This window comes from Candidatus Edwardsbacteria bacterium (genome assembly GCA_031082425.1).
In the GTDB taxonomy this organism is placed as follows: domain Bacteria; phylum Edwardsbacteria; class AC1; order AC1; family EtOH8; genus UBA2226.
On the sequence record JAVHLB010000002.1, the window covers coordinates 266,213 to 281,172 of the forward strand.

Below are 14,960 nucleotides of genomic sequence, written 5' to 3' on the forward strand. Positions count from 1 at the left end.
AACATTAGAGATGGTGCCAAAATCTTGCAATCAATAACAGAAAGGATGATATATGAAAAAGTACCTTGCGTTTGCAGCCCTGCTCCTGACGGCTTCTTTCATCTCCGTCAGTCTGGCCGAAATGCCCGGCAGCACCTCCCGGCAGGTTTACCTACCCGGGGTGGTGATATTCAAACTGAAGGCCCAGCCGGTTATGGACGCCAAGGGCACATCCACCGGCAATTCGGCGGTAGACGGCGTTTTAAACAGCTATGGCCGGCAGGAGGTCAAGCAGCTTTTCGGGGCCAAACAGAGCGCCAAGACCGCTTTGGGCCGTTCGCTGGCCAATATCTGCCAGGCCAATGTCTCAAAACAGACCGACATTCTCCAGCTGTGCCGGGACCTGGTGAAGACCGGGCAGGTGGAATACGCCGAGCCGAGGTATGGCTACCAGATGGAGGCCACCACCCCCAACGACCCATCATACGGCGCCCAGTGGTTCCTGAGCAAGATCCAGGCGCCCGATGCCTGGGACATCTCTAAAGGGGACACCACCGTCTGGATCGGCATCGTGGACTGCGGGGTCCAGCTGACCCATCCCGACCTGGCGGACAATATCTGGATCAACCCGATAGAGGATATCAATCACAACGGGATATTCGACAATTTTCCGGTCGGATCGGGCGGAGATATAGACTCCCTTGACAATGATATGAACGGCTTTGTTGATGACGTCCAGGGCTGGGACTTCTGCGGCCCGGACACCGCCAACCTGGCCTATGCCGGGGATAACGACCCCAACGTCTACGGGTCCAACAACGACCACGGCACCCACGTGGCCGGCGACGCCTCGGCAGTGACCGACAACGCCGTCGGGGTGGCCGGTATCGGATGGAGCTGCAGGGTGATGGCCATAAAATGCTCCTTTGACAATGACACCCGGGCAGACGGCGGAAAGTCTTACATATATTTCGGATACGACGGCATCGTCTATGCCGCCGACAACGGGGCCAAGGCCATCAACTGCAGCTGGGGCGGTTCCGGCTACAGCCAGTTCGCCCAGGACCTGGTCAATTATGCCTGGGAGGGCGGATCGGTGGTGGTCTGCGCCGCCGGCAATGACAACAGCCCCGACCCCCATTATCCCTCGGCCTACGACAACGCCTTGTCGGTAGCCGCCACCACCTCTTCGGATATCAGATCTTCCTTTTCCAATTACGGCACCACGATCGATGTCTCGGCCCCCGGCTCTGCCATACTGAGCACCGCCTACTCCAATACCTATGACTCCTGGGACGGCACCTCCATGGCCAGCCCGGTGGCGGCCGGAGTGGTTGGCCTGATCTGGGCCAACAATCCCGCCTGGAACAACACCCAGGTGGCCACCCAGCTGATGATGACCACCGATAACATCGATGCCTCAAATCCCTCCTACGTCGGCCTGCTGGGCACCGGAAGGATCAATGCCTATAAGGCCCTGACCACCACCCCGGTCCCGCTGGTTAAATACCATTCCCATCAGGTCATCGACGGCGGCAACGGCATCGCCGAGGCCGGGGAGTCGGTATTTTTGAGCCTTTCGCTCAAGAACTGGTGGGGCGATGCCGCCAGCGTCAGCGCCACCATTCACAGTGACGACTACGCTGTCCAGATCGGCACCGCAACTGCCGGCTACGGGGGCATAAACGGCGGGAACACCACTTCGGTCTCCGGCTTCGATTTCACGGTGGATAACACCGCCCTGCCGCACTGGGCCATGTTCACCGTGGACATCTCGGCCGATGCCCAGAGCCGCACCGATACCTTCTACGTCCAGATCGAGAAATCCCCCATCCTGCTGGTGGACGACGATACCGGGGCCCTCAATGTTGACACCTGTTACAGCAAATCCATTTCCCAGCTGGGCTATTTTTACGACCATTACGACCATTCCCAAAAAGGCGCCCCCGACACCGCCCTGTTGAATTCCTATAATACCGTTATCTGGCTTTGCGAGTGGGCCTTCCCCTCGCTGGACTCCATGGACCGGGCGGCTCTGAGAAGCTACCTGGATAAGGGGGGAAACCTGTACCTGTCTGGACAGGATATCGGCTGGGATCTGGCCGATCCCACCGGAGCGCAGTACAGCGCCGAGGCCGAGGCTTTTTATCAGGACTATCTGCATGCCACTTACGGCGGCGACCATAGCGGAGTATCGTCTGTCGTGGGCACGGCCAGCGATCCCATCGGCGACGGCCTGGCCTTCTCGATATTGCAGCCCTATATCGGAGCTTCCCAGTATTACGATTACTTTTCACCCCGGGCCGGAGCCGATGTCATCCTTGAATATTCTGGTTTCTCCTCGGGCCAGGCCGGAATAAAATATTCCGGGGCCCATAAGGTGGTCTACACCGGATTCGGCTTCGAGGCCATCACTTCGGGATCGGTCCGGGATACCGTCATGGACCGGATAATAAAATGGTTCCTGGGGGATATCCAGATCGCCCACACCCCCCTGACCGACACCGAGGATACCTTGTCTGATTATGTTGTGCAGGCCAACGTGACCTCCAGCGCCGGCGTGGCCCAGGTCTACCTGTACTGGGACGACGACGGAACCCTGCCCTTTGCCAACCGGACCCTGATGACCGACCTGGGCGGCGGCCTCTATCAGGGGTCGATCCCGGCCCACAGCGGCAACCAGCTGGATTACTTCGTCTATGCGGTCAACAGCAACGGTCTGGCCAAGACCCAGCCCGGCGGAGCCCCCTATAATTACTACTCCTTCTATGCCGGGCCGGACCCCTACCCCCCGGCCATCAGCCACACCCCGCTGGCCAACACCATCAACCTGTCCGGCCCCTACCGGATTGATGCCGTCATCACCGACAACTACGGGGTGTTCCCGGATTCCAGCTACATTCACTACAAAATAAATTCCGGTCCGGAAAATACCCCCGTCCTGATGACCTCGGCCGGCAGCGACTTCTCCGGAAGCATCGGCCTGCCTGCCCACCTTTACACCGGGGATACCATCCATTACTACATCACGGCCGTCGATACCTCCGGCCAGCGCAACATCGGCCGCAGCCCGGCCAGCGATTTCCACTCATTTGTGATGGTGGATTCGATGATGGTCACCAATTTCGACAATGCCCAGTATCTTTCGATGTGGGACAGCCTGGGCGGAACAATGCCCTGGAGAACCTTTACTGCAAGCCCCCGCTCTGCGCCGGCAGCCATGAGGACCGGAACCGCTAACTATCTGGTCAATTCGACCCTGGTGCTTCAGCTGAAGCCCGATCACGGGCTCAACCTGGACGCTTATGCCGACAACAACAACTGGGTCAAGCTGTACTGGTATCAAAAGGGGGTTATTGGCGCCGGAGACAGCGCCTTCATTGAAGCCAGCAAGGACGGCATCGCCTGGCAGGTTTTAAAATACCGCACCGGCGTTACCACTTCCTGGCTGCTGGACAGCGCCGATGTCGGCGGTATTTTGGGAACCAAAGCCGGCAACGACAGCATTCTTTTCCGGTTTAACTTTAAATCGAACAGTGCCACCACCGCTTACGGCTGGCTGTTGGATGATGTCTACCTCAAGGTCCAGCCCTTCCCCAGCGGAGTTGCCGGAAAACCAGAAGAGGTGAACGTCGGGGTATTCGCCCTGGACCAGAACCGGCCCAACCCCTTCCGGGGCCAGACCGCCATAAAATACCAGCTGCCGTCCCAGAGCCCGGTTAGGCTCAACGTCTACAACATCTCCGGCCAGCTGGTGAGGACCCTGGTGGACGCCAAACAGCTTCCGGGTTATTATAACATCGCCTGGAACGGCCGGGATAATTCCGGCCGGCCGGTCTCGGCCGGTGTGTATTTCTACCGCCTCAACGCCGGCGATGCCAACCTGACCAGAAAAATGGTTTTGTTAAAATAATATTTTAGCAATGGAAAAGCCTCTCCTAAATATTTAGGAGAGGCTTTTGTACTGTGCAATGTTTAAGCGGCTTTTGCACTCCATCCGGCAGCATCCGCAATTATCTCAAAGCGAGATTGTTTTTGATTTTCGTTTTTAACTTCCCGCAATAGTTCCAGGGAATAACTATCAACCGGTTTTTGCTGCGCAATTATCAACCTAAGAAGCCTGTCAGCAACAGGACCCATGGACTCTTTATCGTTCTCCCATCGAGATACTGTTTCAGGTGCCACTCCCATATATTCAGCAAAATCTTTTCCAGACCAACCAAGATACTTACGTAGAAAACGGATTTCTTCTGCAGAAAGCCGTTCTTTCTTTTTAATGACAGCAAAAGCTATGACACGATGCAATTCTTCAATTTTTGGAATAGACACTGTCTGTTCACCGCATTTTTTACAATTGCAGATTTCGACATTATTCAGGGTGATACGGTTCAGGCCGGATTCGGTATATAAGTAGTTGCCTTTCCGTTTAACCATTTCTGATCTGCAGCTAGGGCATTTCATTATGAAATCTCCTTTTCAGGTCTTTCTCCATGCTGTAACAAGAACGAGTTCTTTTTCGCTCTCAAACTCAATAACGACATAGATTTTAACAGTATTGACCCGGTATCTCCAAGCTCCATTTACCCATTCCGCAGGTTCAACAATACCTCCACGGAGCACATTGACGCAATCCACACTGGTCAGATTGTCAGCAAGCATCTCTTGCTTTGCATGACCTGTTATAATTACGGTTCCATCTGATATGATAGCTCGTATGAGCTGTTTGGCTTTAGCTGGATTATAAGCCTCTTCTAATGGAGTGTTACTCACGGAATTATCGCAACATTGATATTATATCATATATTGATTAAATGTCAAGTCTATTGTCAGAATATATTCTTTTTTTAAGGATGCATCAAATTACTTTTCCTGTCCTTTATGGTCATTCTCACTATGGTCGTGCTCGTGCCCGCCTTGCTTCAGCTCCAGCCCCGGCCGGCCGTTCTTGACCAGGTAATCGTTGATGGCCGCCCTCACCCCGTCCTCGGCCAGCACCGAGCAGTGCATCTTCACCGGGGGCAGGCCGTCCAGGGCCTCGGCCACCGCCTTGTTGGACACCTCCAGGGCCTCGGTCAGGGTCTTGCCCTTGACCAGCTCGGTGGCCATGCTGGAGGTGGCGATGGCCGCTCCGCAGCCGAAGGTCTTGAACTTGATGTCGGTGATGACGTCCTTCTCTATCTTCAGCATTATCTTCATCATGTCTCCGCACACCGGGTTCCCCACCATGCCCACCCCGTCGGGGTTCTCGATCTCCCCCATGTTGCGGGGATTCATGAAATGGTCCATCACCTTTTCGCTGTACATCTGCTCTCCAAAGAAAATATTATGATATTGGGGATTCTAGTATATTTGATGCCAAAAGTCAATCAAAGGATTCAGACTGATTTATGGCTTTCCGCAGTTCACGGACCACCTGTTGGATGTTGCCCGCCTTGGTGACGGCGCTTATCACCGCTATCCTCCTGGCGCCCGCCTGCAGGACCTGGTCGATGTTCGATGAATTGATGCCGCCCATCACCGTAATGGGAATATTGATCTGCGGGATTATTTTTTTGATTGCCCCCGGGCCCAGCGGTTCCATGGAAACCTCCTTGGTCTGGGTGGCGAATATCGGCCCGATGTTCAGGTAATCGGCCCCCTGCTCCTGGGCCTCCAGGGCCTCTTCCAGGTTGTGGGTGGAAACGCCGATCAGCAGATGGGGGGCCAGCTTCTTTGCGGCGGACAGCGGCAGGTCGTCCTGCCCCAGATGCACCCCGTCCGCCCCGCAGGCCAGGGCGATGTCCAGATGGTCGTTGATCAGCAGCAGCATCCCGGCTTTGGTTGTCTTTTCACGGAAGGCCTGGGCCAAGGGATAAAAGTCTTTTTTGGAGAGGTGTTTTTCCCTCAGCTGGACTATCCTGGCGCCCCCGGCGATCAGGCCGTCCAATACTTCAAGATTGGTGCGGCCCAAGGACAGACATTGATCGGTGACCGGATAGAGATCTATTTGCTGAAAGGCTTTCAGCCGCTGTTGTTTATTTTCCATAAAACAATTCAAACGTTGTTATGCCCGTTAGATGACTACCCCAACATTTCAAACATTGCCCTGCAACCCTGTATGCCTTCTCAAACGGAATAGGCCTCTTGCATGACTTGTTATCGTTCGAACCCCTTATCCCAGTCCTTCCACACCGTATCATAACCTTTTTGTCTGATGCTGGCCGCCACCGCTTCCACCGGCCGGTCATCGAACACGTTGAACTGACCATCGGCGGCCGCCTCCTGCTGGTCCAGGTTGTTATCGAGCTTGTCGAGGTATCCTCCCGGCGAGGTCTTGGAGCCGGCGCTCATCCTGGTGATGCCCAGCCCTATAAGATGGTCCCGCAGTTCCGCCGGCTCCCGGGTGGATAGCACCAGCCCGGCGTCGGGAAATATCAGACGGAAGGCACAGATCATCTGCACCAGCTCCCGGTCGCTGACGGGGAACTCCGGGCGGTATCCCCCGGCCGCCGGCCTCAGGCGGGGAAAGGAGATCGAGACCTGGCTTTTCCAGTGATGCTTCATCAGGTAGGCGGCATGGTGCGCCAGATAATACGATTCCACCCGCCAATCGTTCAGGCCCAGCAGCGAACCGATGCCGATCTGCCGGAAGCCCGCAGCCGCGCCCCGCTCCGGGGCCCCCAGCCGGTATTGATAATCGCGCTTGGGCCCGGCCGGGTGTACCGTGGAATAAATATTTTGGTCGTAGGTCTCCTGGTAGATGGCCAGCCCGTCTATGCCGGCCCCATAAAGCCGCTGGTAGTCCGGAGTATCCAGGGGATATATCTCTATGGACAGTGAGGGGAACATTCCCTTGAGATCCCCGGCGATGCCTTCCAGCATTTCCACGCCGACCTGGCTGGGACATTCCCCGCTGACCAGCAAAAGCTGGGATATGTGCTTATTTCTTAACAGCCTGGCCTCCGACAGGATCTCTTCCCGGCCCGAGGTCCGGCGGTTGATCTTGTTGTGAACATTGAACCCGCAGTAGACGCAGGAATTGCTGCAGTGGTTGGAGATGTACAACGGGGCGTACATCTGGATGGTCTTTCCAAATCTTCTGGCGGTGATGGCCTGGGCCAGTTGGGCCATCGGCGCCAGAACTTCGGCGGCGGCCGGAGAGGTCAGGATCGCGATATCCCCGGGAGTTGGAATGTCCCCGGAGCTGATCGAACCCATAAGGGCCTTGACCTGTCCGGTGGTGGCATTCTGGGGATCGGTTTTTATCCGGGAGCCGTCCAAAGATCTTATTGTTTCATAAAACGGGGTCATCTTAAGAATCCGGTCAATGGGCTGGAGGCAGAAGCGGCATCGCCTTCGGTCATCGGTCCGGCTTCCATCCCCGCCAATGATGCTTCCACCGCCAGCTTGAAGGCCTGGGCCATCTTCACCGGATCCTGGGCCACCGCCACCGCGGTGTTGACCAAGACGGCATCGGCCCCCAGCTCGAAGGCCTGGCAGACATGAGAGGGCAGGCCCAGCCCGGCATCCACCACCACCGGAACGGTGGCCTGCTGGATGATGATCCGGATCTGGTCGGCGGTCTTGATCCCCCGCCCGGAGCCGATGGGCGAACCCAGCGGCATCACCGCCGCGCAGCCGGCCTCCTGCAGGCGCTTGGCCAGAATGGGATCGGCATTGATGTATGGCAGGACCACGAAACCTTCCTTGATCAGCATCTCGGCGGCCTTGAGCGTTTCGATGGGGTCCGGCAGCAGAAAGTTGGGCTCGGGCGTGACCTCCAGTTTAAGCCAGTTCCAGCCGGTGGCCGCCCTGGCCAGTTTGGCGATGCGGACCGCCTCGCCGGCATCCCGGGCTCCGGAGGTGTTGGGCAGCAGCAGATATCTTTTCTGGTCGATGTGGGAGATGATGTCGTCCTGGGGATCGTCGAACTCCACCCGGCGCAGGGCCACGGTCACGATCTCGGCGCCGGAGGCCTCCAGGGCCCGGGCCATGACGGTGGAATTAGGGAATTTGCCTGTTCCCAAAAGCAGGCGTGATCTGATCTGCCTTCCGGCTATTATTAATGGTCTGAGCATATTGCTATTTTCTTCCGTTTTTTATTAACCACAAAGAACACTAAGTTCCCAAAGGTCCACTTTGCTTGATTATCTGGTCATTGTTTCTCCCGGTACTATCTACCATATGCCGAATACTGACTACTGGCCTTTCATTTAGCCTTCAGGAAATCATCCCCCGCCCACCAGACGGACCATCTCCAGGGAATCGCCCTCCTTCAGCATGGTGGCTGTATAATTCTCTTTGCTGACGATCCTAGCATTGAGCTCCACCACCAGACGGCTTCCATCCTGCCCCAGATCTTTCAACAGATCTTCGATCGAGGCCGGTCCGGCTAATTCGTATTTATTTCCGTTCAAAATGATTCGCATGATGAGAAAGTACTCAGTAATAATGTATAAACGTAGAAACGATTAACAACCCTCTGCGCTCTCCGCGGCAAAGAAAATCGTTCCCTCCCGGCAAAAATATTCGTGTGTTTCGTGGGCAGGTGATCTTAAACAAAAAAACCTTTGCCCTATCTTGCGGAGCAAAAGCCGATAACCCCCTGGTACTTGCGCTTCCCTCCGCTGGTGTTACCCAGTTCAGGTTAAGGGGTCGCCCCATCTTTCACTTGATCGGGCCTCTCAGCCTGGCATTTTAAGCCTTATGCTCCCCCAGCTGTTACGAAGTATACGACTATCGAAAGGTTTTGTCAATACGAAATGCCATCCGAATGGATTTGACTTTAATTTCTGCTTGTGATATAATCCGCATGAATTTGGAATAACAGAGGCCTCTGTCGAATATTCTGTGCTTTTTGCGGCTATTCTGCAGGGGCTTCATATATATCAAATACTCATAAAAGGAGCTGATTCTCATGGCTGACAAATCCTTTAATGCCTTTGAGATGGCCCAAAAGCAGTTCGATGGCGTGGCCGAAAAACTGGGGCTCGATCAGGCAACCCGTGACCTCCTGCGCAACCCCATGCGGGAGTATCACTTCAACATCCCGGTCCGGATGGACGACGGCACCGTCAAGGTGTTTAAGGGCTTCAGGGTCCAGCACAACGATGCCCGCGGCCCCGGCAAGGGCGGCATCCGCTTTCACCCCCAGGAAACAGTGGACACCGTAAGAGCCCTGGCCACCTGGATGACCTGGAAGTGTTCGGTGGTGGACATCCCCCTGGGCGGCGGCAAGGGCGGGGTCATCTGCGATCCGCATCATCTTTCGGAACGCGAACAGGAGGGCATCTGCCGCGGCTGGGTGCGCCAGATCGCCTACAACATCGGGCCCTTCCAGGATGTGCCGGCTCCGGACGTGATGACCTCCGGCCAGCACATGATCTGGATGATGGACGAATACGAAAAGATCCATAACGGCAAGTACCCCGGATTCATCACCGGCAAACCGCTGGGGGTGGGCGGATCATTGGGCCGCACCGAGGCCACCGGCTACGGCGTGGTATATGTCATGCGCGAGGCCCTGCGCGAGATGGGCCTCGACATCAAGAAGACCAAGGCCGCCTTCCAGGGTTTCGGCAACGTCTCCCAGTACGCCGTCAAGCTGTACAAGGAATACGGCGGAACCCCGGTCTGCGTCTCCTGCTGGGACCAGGCCGACCAGAAATCCTACACCTTCCTCAAGAAGACCGGCATCGACGCCGACGAGCTTTTAAAGATCACCGACCGCTTCGGCGGCATCAACAAGGAAAAGGCCAAGGCCGCCGGCTACCAGGTGCTGGACGGCGATGCCTGGATCGAGCAGGACGTCGAGATCCTGGTTCCGGCCGCCCTGGAGAACCAGGTCACCAAGGACAACGCCCCCAAGATGGCCAAGAGCGTCAAGCTGATCGTGGAGGGCGCCAACGGCCCCACCACCCCCGAGGCCGACGAGATCATCAAGCAGCGCGGCATCTTCATGATCCCCGACTTTTTGGCCAACGCCGGCGGGGTCACCTGCAGCTACTTCGAGCAGGTGCAGTGCAACATGAACTACTTCTGGACCAAGGACGAGGTGCTCTCCAAGCTGGACACCAAGATGACCGACGCCTTCCTGAAGGTCTCCGCCCTGGCCCGGGACAAAAAGGTCTACATGCGCGATGCGGCCTACATGATCGCCATTCAGCGGGTGGCCGAGGCCTGCAAACTGAGGGGCTGGGTGTAATTTAGTTATTAGCTGATAGATTTTAGTTGTTAGCAGGCGCAGGAAATATTTCCTGCGCCTCTTTATTTGAGAACGCTGTCACCCTGAGATCGCACCCAGGCCCGACAAGCTGAAGGGTGACCATAGCTCAGCCCCCAACTTGTAACGCTTCGAAGCCCCCTCGGGATTACAATACCCCTGTCACCCCGAGATCAGCCCAACGCTCGACCAGCTGAATGGATGGCCATCATTCATCTCTCAACCGGTGTTGCGTTGGAGCCCCCGGGAGGACGATGCGATTATCATTGCAAATAATCATTGATTTTACCCCACTGCTTGGCATATACTAATGTTTTATAATTCAAAATCGCTTATGCCATCATCAAATCAAAAACCGCCCGATCGGGAGCTGCTGGTCCTGGACGATTTCTATTCCTCCAAGCTGCAGCGGCTGATGTCCTACCGGGTCCGCCGGGTCCTGCTGGTGGCCAGCCTGTATGATTCCTTCATCCTGGAGGAGGAGGGCCGGCTGGCCGACCTGCTGGGCCAGATCTACAAGCAGCGCGATCTGGGCTATGTCCCGGCCATCACCCGGGCCACCGGCGGCCAGGCCGCCCTGAAGGCGCTGGATGCGGAACCCTTCGACCTGGTGGTCACCATCCAGCGGCTGGGGGACATGGACCCCTTCACCTTCGGCCGGACGGTAAAGGAAAAGCACCCCGGCCTGCCGGTGGTGGTGCTGGCCTACAACACCCCGGAGCTGCAGCGCCTGGTGGAGGCCGACGACGGCCGCTCGGTGGACAAGATCTTCGCCTGGCAGGGCGACGGCAAGATCATGGCCGGCATCATCCAGTACATCGAGGACGTCAAGAACTCCGAGCACGACACCGGTCTAGTGGGGGTCCCCAACCTGCTGGTGCTGGAGGACTCGGTCCAGTTCTATTCCTCCTACATCTACCTGATATACGAGGAACTGTGGAACCAGACCAGCCGGCTGCTGGACGAGAACCTGCCCTTCACCCAGAGGGTGCTCAGGCAGAACGGCCGGCCCCAGGTCCACCTGGCCGGCAGCTATGAACAGGCGGTGGCCATCTACCAAAAGTACCGGGACAGCATGCTGGGCATCTTCAGCGACATCCGCTGTCCGCGCAACGGAAAGCTGGACGACCGGGCCGGGATCGATTTCGTCAGGATGGTAAGGTCCCAGCAGCCCTTTCTGCCGATAATGTTCCAGTCCAGCGAGGAGAACACCCGGCAGGTCGCCCGGGAGCTCAACGCCGCCCACCTGCTGAAGAACAGCCCCACCTTGATAGGCGACTTTCACCAGATCCTGACCGATCATTTCGATTTCGGAGACCTGGTGTTCCGGGACGAAGACCGGAACGAGGTGGCCCGGGTGGCCAATATCGAGGCCTTTCTGTCGGTGGTGGAAAGCCTGCCGCCCGACCTGTTGTCGACCTATTACCGTCATGAGGACCTCAAGCGCTGGCTGCTGGTCCGCACCGAGTTCCAGCTGGCCGAAAAGATCTACCAGCCGGGGATCGCCGGGCAGGCCGACCCCCGTTTGCTGCGCCGGGCCATCAAGGAGGCTTTCCTGGAGCATTATAACGGCATGCACCGGGGCGGCGTTTTTTACTACTCCCGACAGTTCAATCTCAACCAGTGGCATTTCTACCGGATGGGCTGCGGCTCCATGGGCGGCAAGGCCCGGGGACTGGCCTTCATCGACAAGGTGCTTACCGCCAACCTGAAGGACGGTGATTTTCCGGAGATCAGGATCTCCATCCCCCGCACCCTGGTGCTGGGCACCGACCTGTTCGACGAGTTCGTCCGCCATAACCACCTTTTCAGCATGGCCCTGCAGGAGACCTCGGACATCCGGATCGCCAATGCCTTCCTCCATGCCGAACTGCCGGCCACCATCGTGGGCGACCTGCTGGATTTCATTCGGCAGCTCAAGACCCCCCTGGCGGTAAGGTCCTCCAGCCTGCTGGAGGACGCCCTCTACCAGCCCTTCGCCGGGATCTACGTCACCAAGATGATCCCCAACAACGAACCGAATCTGGACGCCCGTTTCCTGAGCCTGGCCAACGCCATCAAGCTGGTGTGGGCCTCCACCTTCTTCCAGCAGGCCAAGGCCTACATCGAATCCACCAACCACCGGGTGGAGGAGGAGAAGATGGCGGTGGTCATCCAGGAGGTGGTGGGCCAGAAGCGTAACGGCAGTTTTTACCCGGATTTCTCCGGGGTGGCCCGCTCCTACAACTTCTATCCGGTGGGCAGCGCCACCCCCGAGGACGGCGTGGTCAACGTGGCCCTGGGGCTGGGCAAGACGGTGGTGGACGGCGGGGCCACCTTAAGGTTCACCCCGGCCTATCCCCGGATCCTGCCGCAGTTCGGCACCACCAAGGAGATGCTCAACAACTCCCAGCGCGAATTCTACGCCATCAATATGCGGCCCCTGGCCACCACCGCCTTTGCCGATGAGGACCAGTACCTGCTTAAGGCCGGACTGGACCAGGCCGAACGGGACGGCACCCTGGGCAACCTGGCCTCCACCTATTCCCCCCAGAACGACCAGTTCTACGACGGCATCAACCAGCCCGGGCCCCGCAGCGTCACCTTTGCCAACATCCTGAAGAACGACGTCTTCCCCCTGGCCGGCATCCTGGAGCGGCTGCTGAAACTCTCCCGGGAGGCCATGGGCTGTCCCATCGAGATGGAGTTCGCGGTGAACCTGGACCCCCGGAATGTGCTGCCGGCCGAGTTCGGTTTTCTGCAGGTGCGCCCCCTGGTGGTGGGCGATGAGCTGGTCAAGGTGGACCTCAGGGAGAACAACTTCAGGGACGCCCTGTGCTACAGCCATCAGGTGCTGGGCAACGGGGTCAACCAGGAGATGGCCGATATTGTCTACGTCAAGCCCGACACCTTCAACGCCGCCAACAGCCAGAGGATAGCCAACGAGATAGAGAAGTTCAACGCCCGGCTCAAGGAGGAGGGCCGCAGCTATATCCTGGTCGGCCCCGGCCGCTGGGGGTCCTCCGATCCCTGGCTGGGCATCCCGGTCAAATGGAACCAGATCAGCCGGGCCAAGACCATGGTCGAGGTCAGCCTCCCCAACATGAACGTGGATCCCTCCCAGGGCTCGCACTTCTTCCAGAACATGACCTCGCTGAGGATCGGCTATTTCACCGTGCCCCTGGACCCGGAGCACGGCGGTATGGACTGGACCCGGCTGGAACAGGGGCCGCTGGTCGGCGAATCGGAGAACGTCCGCCACCTGCGGTTTGCCAAACCGCTGAAGGTGATGATCGACGGACGCACCGGCCACGGGGTTATCCTTGATCCCCAGTAGGCTATCGCGTCTTAAAATATAATGAAGAATATCCATAGCTTGAAAAATTTTTGGCGGAAGAACCCCGGGGCCCGGCCCGAATTCTATCCCCATCAGCTGTGGGACCGAAAGGCTGCGGTGCTTGAGGTGGTGGGCAGATGGAACGAGGCCGAAGCGATCTTCCGGGCCAATCTGGAATGGGTCCAGGCAAGCAATGATCCGGAGACGATCGCCTGTGACCAGAACGGGTTGGGCAATATTTTACGGCTGAAGGGTCTTTATCCCCAGGCGCTGGCGCTTTTTGAAGAAGCCTACCGGATTTCGTCCGTCTCGGAGGACAAGCCGGGGGTCTGGAAATCACTCATCAACATGGGAATGGTCTATTTCAATCAGGGCATGTACCCAAAGGCCATGGAATGCTACCGGACCACCTTCGGCATTGCCGAGGCCCTGGGGGACGCACCCAAAACCGGCCGGACCTACCTGATGATGGGAAATGTTCATCTGTATCAGGGAGAGTATTCAAGCGCCCTGGACTGTTATCAAAGATCCCTGGCCATACTCACCGAGGCCGATGACCGGCAGAACATCAGCTCGCTTATGAACAATATGGGGCTGATCCACATGGAACAGGGGGATCATCCCCGGGCCCTGGAATTGTACCAAAAGGGGCTGGCCCTTCACCGCAGCCTGGGCAACAAGAAGGGGATCAGCAACGTCATCGGCAACATGGGCCTTCTTTATATGCAGCAGGGCGACTATGCCAGATCCCTGGAATGCTATCACCAGCAGATGGCCATCTCCCAGGAGCTGGGGGACCGGAGGAATCTGGGGATATCGGCCGGCAATATGGGCATTGTCTACATGGATCAGGGAGATTACGCCAAAGCCTTGGAATCGTACCGGCAAAGCCTGGAGATTGCCCAAGAGCTGAACGATCAGGAAAGCGTCGGAATAACCATGGGCTCGCTGGGGGAGCTTTATAACAAGCTGCAGGATCCCCGCCGGGCCGGGCAGCATTATGACCGGGCCATTGCCATTGCCCGACAATTGCAGCTCAAATTCTACCTGTGCAGTTACCTCCATTCCAGGGCCGATCTGCTTTTCACCCAGCAGAAGGTCCCCGAAGCCGAGACCCTGAACGCCGAAGCCCTGCAGATCGCCCAAGAGATAGTGGTCCCGGACATTGTTTTCAGCTGCCGGATCCTGCAGGCGGACATCCTGGGCCTGACCCAAAAGGGCCGGGCCCGGCAGCTGCTGGAAAGCATGCTGGCGGAAGCAACGGACGACCGGCAGCTGGCAGACCTGAATCACCGCCTGTATGAAATCACCGGCGTTGACCGACATCGGACCGAAGCCCTGGCTCTATATCGCCTTTTGTACCAAAGAACTCCCAAGGCCCAGTATCGGGACCGGATCGCCGAATTGGATAGTTGAGCCGTGACGCGGAGGCCTTGGCCCGTCAGGCCTATCATCCCAGGTTGA

At 57.5% G+C, this 14,960-nt stretch carries 11 protein-coding genes and 1 riboswitch; of the genes, 4 read left to right on the top strand and 7 right to left on the bottom strand.

Annotation, left to right across the window (positions count from 1 at the left end; all coding sequences use genetic code 11):
• Positions 1 to 52 precede the first annotated feature (52 nt).
• Entirely contained in the window at positions 53 to 3,892 is a 3,840-nt protein-coding gene (locus RDU76_02940; GenBank protein ID MDQ7797885.1) for a S8 family serine peptidase, read from the top strand.
• A gap of 62 nt (positions 3,893 to 3,954) precedes the next feature.
• Here the strand turns inward: RDU76_02940 and RDU76_02945 are convergent, their stop codons facing one another.
• From RDU76_02945 to thiS, 7 genes are all read right to left on the bottom strand, one after another.
• On the bottom strand, positions 3,955 to 4,440 hold the full coding sequence (locus tag RDU76_02945) for a type II toxin-antitoxin system MqsA family antitoxin (GenBank protein ID MDQ7797886.1): 486 nt from the start codon (positions 4,438 to 4,440) through the stop codon (positions 3,955 to 3,957).
• A gap of 15 nt (positions 4,441 to 4,455) precedes the next feature.
• On the bottom strand, positions 4,456 to 4,749 hold the full coding sequence (locus RDU76_02950) for a hypothetical protein (protein ID MDQ7797887.1): 294 nt from the start codon (positions 4,747 to 4,749) through the stop codon (positions 4,456 to 4,458).
• Between the two features lie 90 nt (positions 4,750 to 4,839).
• A complete protein-coding gene (gene nifU / locus RDU76_02955) occupies positions 4,840 to 5,283 on the bottom strand; it encodes a Fe-S cluster assembly scaffold protein NifU (protein MDQ7797888.1) in 444 nt (147 codons plus the stop codon).
• Positions 5,284 to 5,341: 58 nt separating this feature from the next.
• Entirely contained in the window at positions 5,342 to 6,004 is a 663-nt protein-coding gene (thiE, locus tag RDU76_02960; protein ID MDQ7797889.1) for a thiamine phosphate synthase, read from the bottom strand.
• Positions 6,005 to 6,114: 110 nt separating this feature from the next.
• Complete coding sequence (thiH, locus tag RDU76_02965) at positions 6,115 to 7,269, bottom strand: 2-iminoacetate synthase ThiH (GenBank protein MDQ7797890.1); 1,155 nt, start codon at positions 7,267 to 7,269, stop codon at positions 6,115 to 6,117.
• Positions 7,266 to 8,036, bottom strand: coding sequence for a thiazole synthase (locus RDU76_02970; GenBank protein ID MDQ7797891.1), 771 nt, complete (start codon positions 8,034 to 8,036; stop codon positions 7,266 to 7,268). Before RDU76_02970 ends, thiH begins: the two co-directional genes overlap by 4 nt.
• 150 nt (positions 8,037 to 8,186) lie before the next feature.
• Complete coding sequence (gene thiS, locus RDU76_02975; protein MDQ7797892.1) at positions 8,187 to 8,387, bottom strand: sulfur carrier protein ThiS; 201 nt, start codon at positions 8,385 to 8,387, stop codon at positions 8,187 to 8,189.
• Positions 8,388 to 8,560: 173 nt separating this feature from the next.
• Positions 8,561 to 8,684, bottom strand: a riboswitch (TPP riboswitch).
• A 191-nt stretch (positions 8,685 to 8,875) separates the two neighbouring features.
• On the opposite strand from thiS, the gene RDU76_02980 reads away from it, so the two are divergent.
• From RDU76_02980 to RDU76_02990, 3 genes are all read left to right on the top strand, one after another.
• A complete protein-coding gene (locus RDU76_02980) occupies positions 8,876 to 10,162 on the top strand; it encodes a Glu/Leu/Phe/Val dehydrogenase (protein MDQ7797893.1) in 1,287 nt (428 codons plus the stop codon).
• Between the two features lie 352 nt (positions 10,163 to 10,514).
• A complete protein-coding gene (locus RDU76_02985; protein ID MDQ7797894.1) occupies positions 10,515 to 13,496 on the top strand; it encodes a PEP/pyruvate-binding domain-containing protein in 2,982 nt (993 codons plus the stop codon).
• Positions 13,497 to 13,535: 39 nt separating this feature from the next.
• Positions 13,536 to 14,912 (top strand): tetratricopeptide repeat protein, encoded by a 1,377-nt coding sequence (locus RDU76_02990; protein MDQ7797895.1) that lies wholly within the window; start codon positions 13,536 to 13,538, stop codon positions 14,910 to 14,912.
• Positions 14,913 to 14,960: the final 48 nt, after the last annotated feature.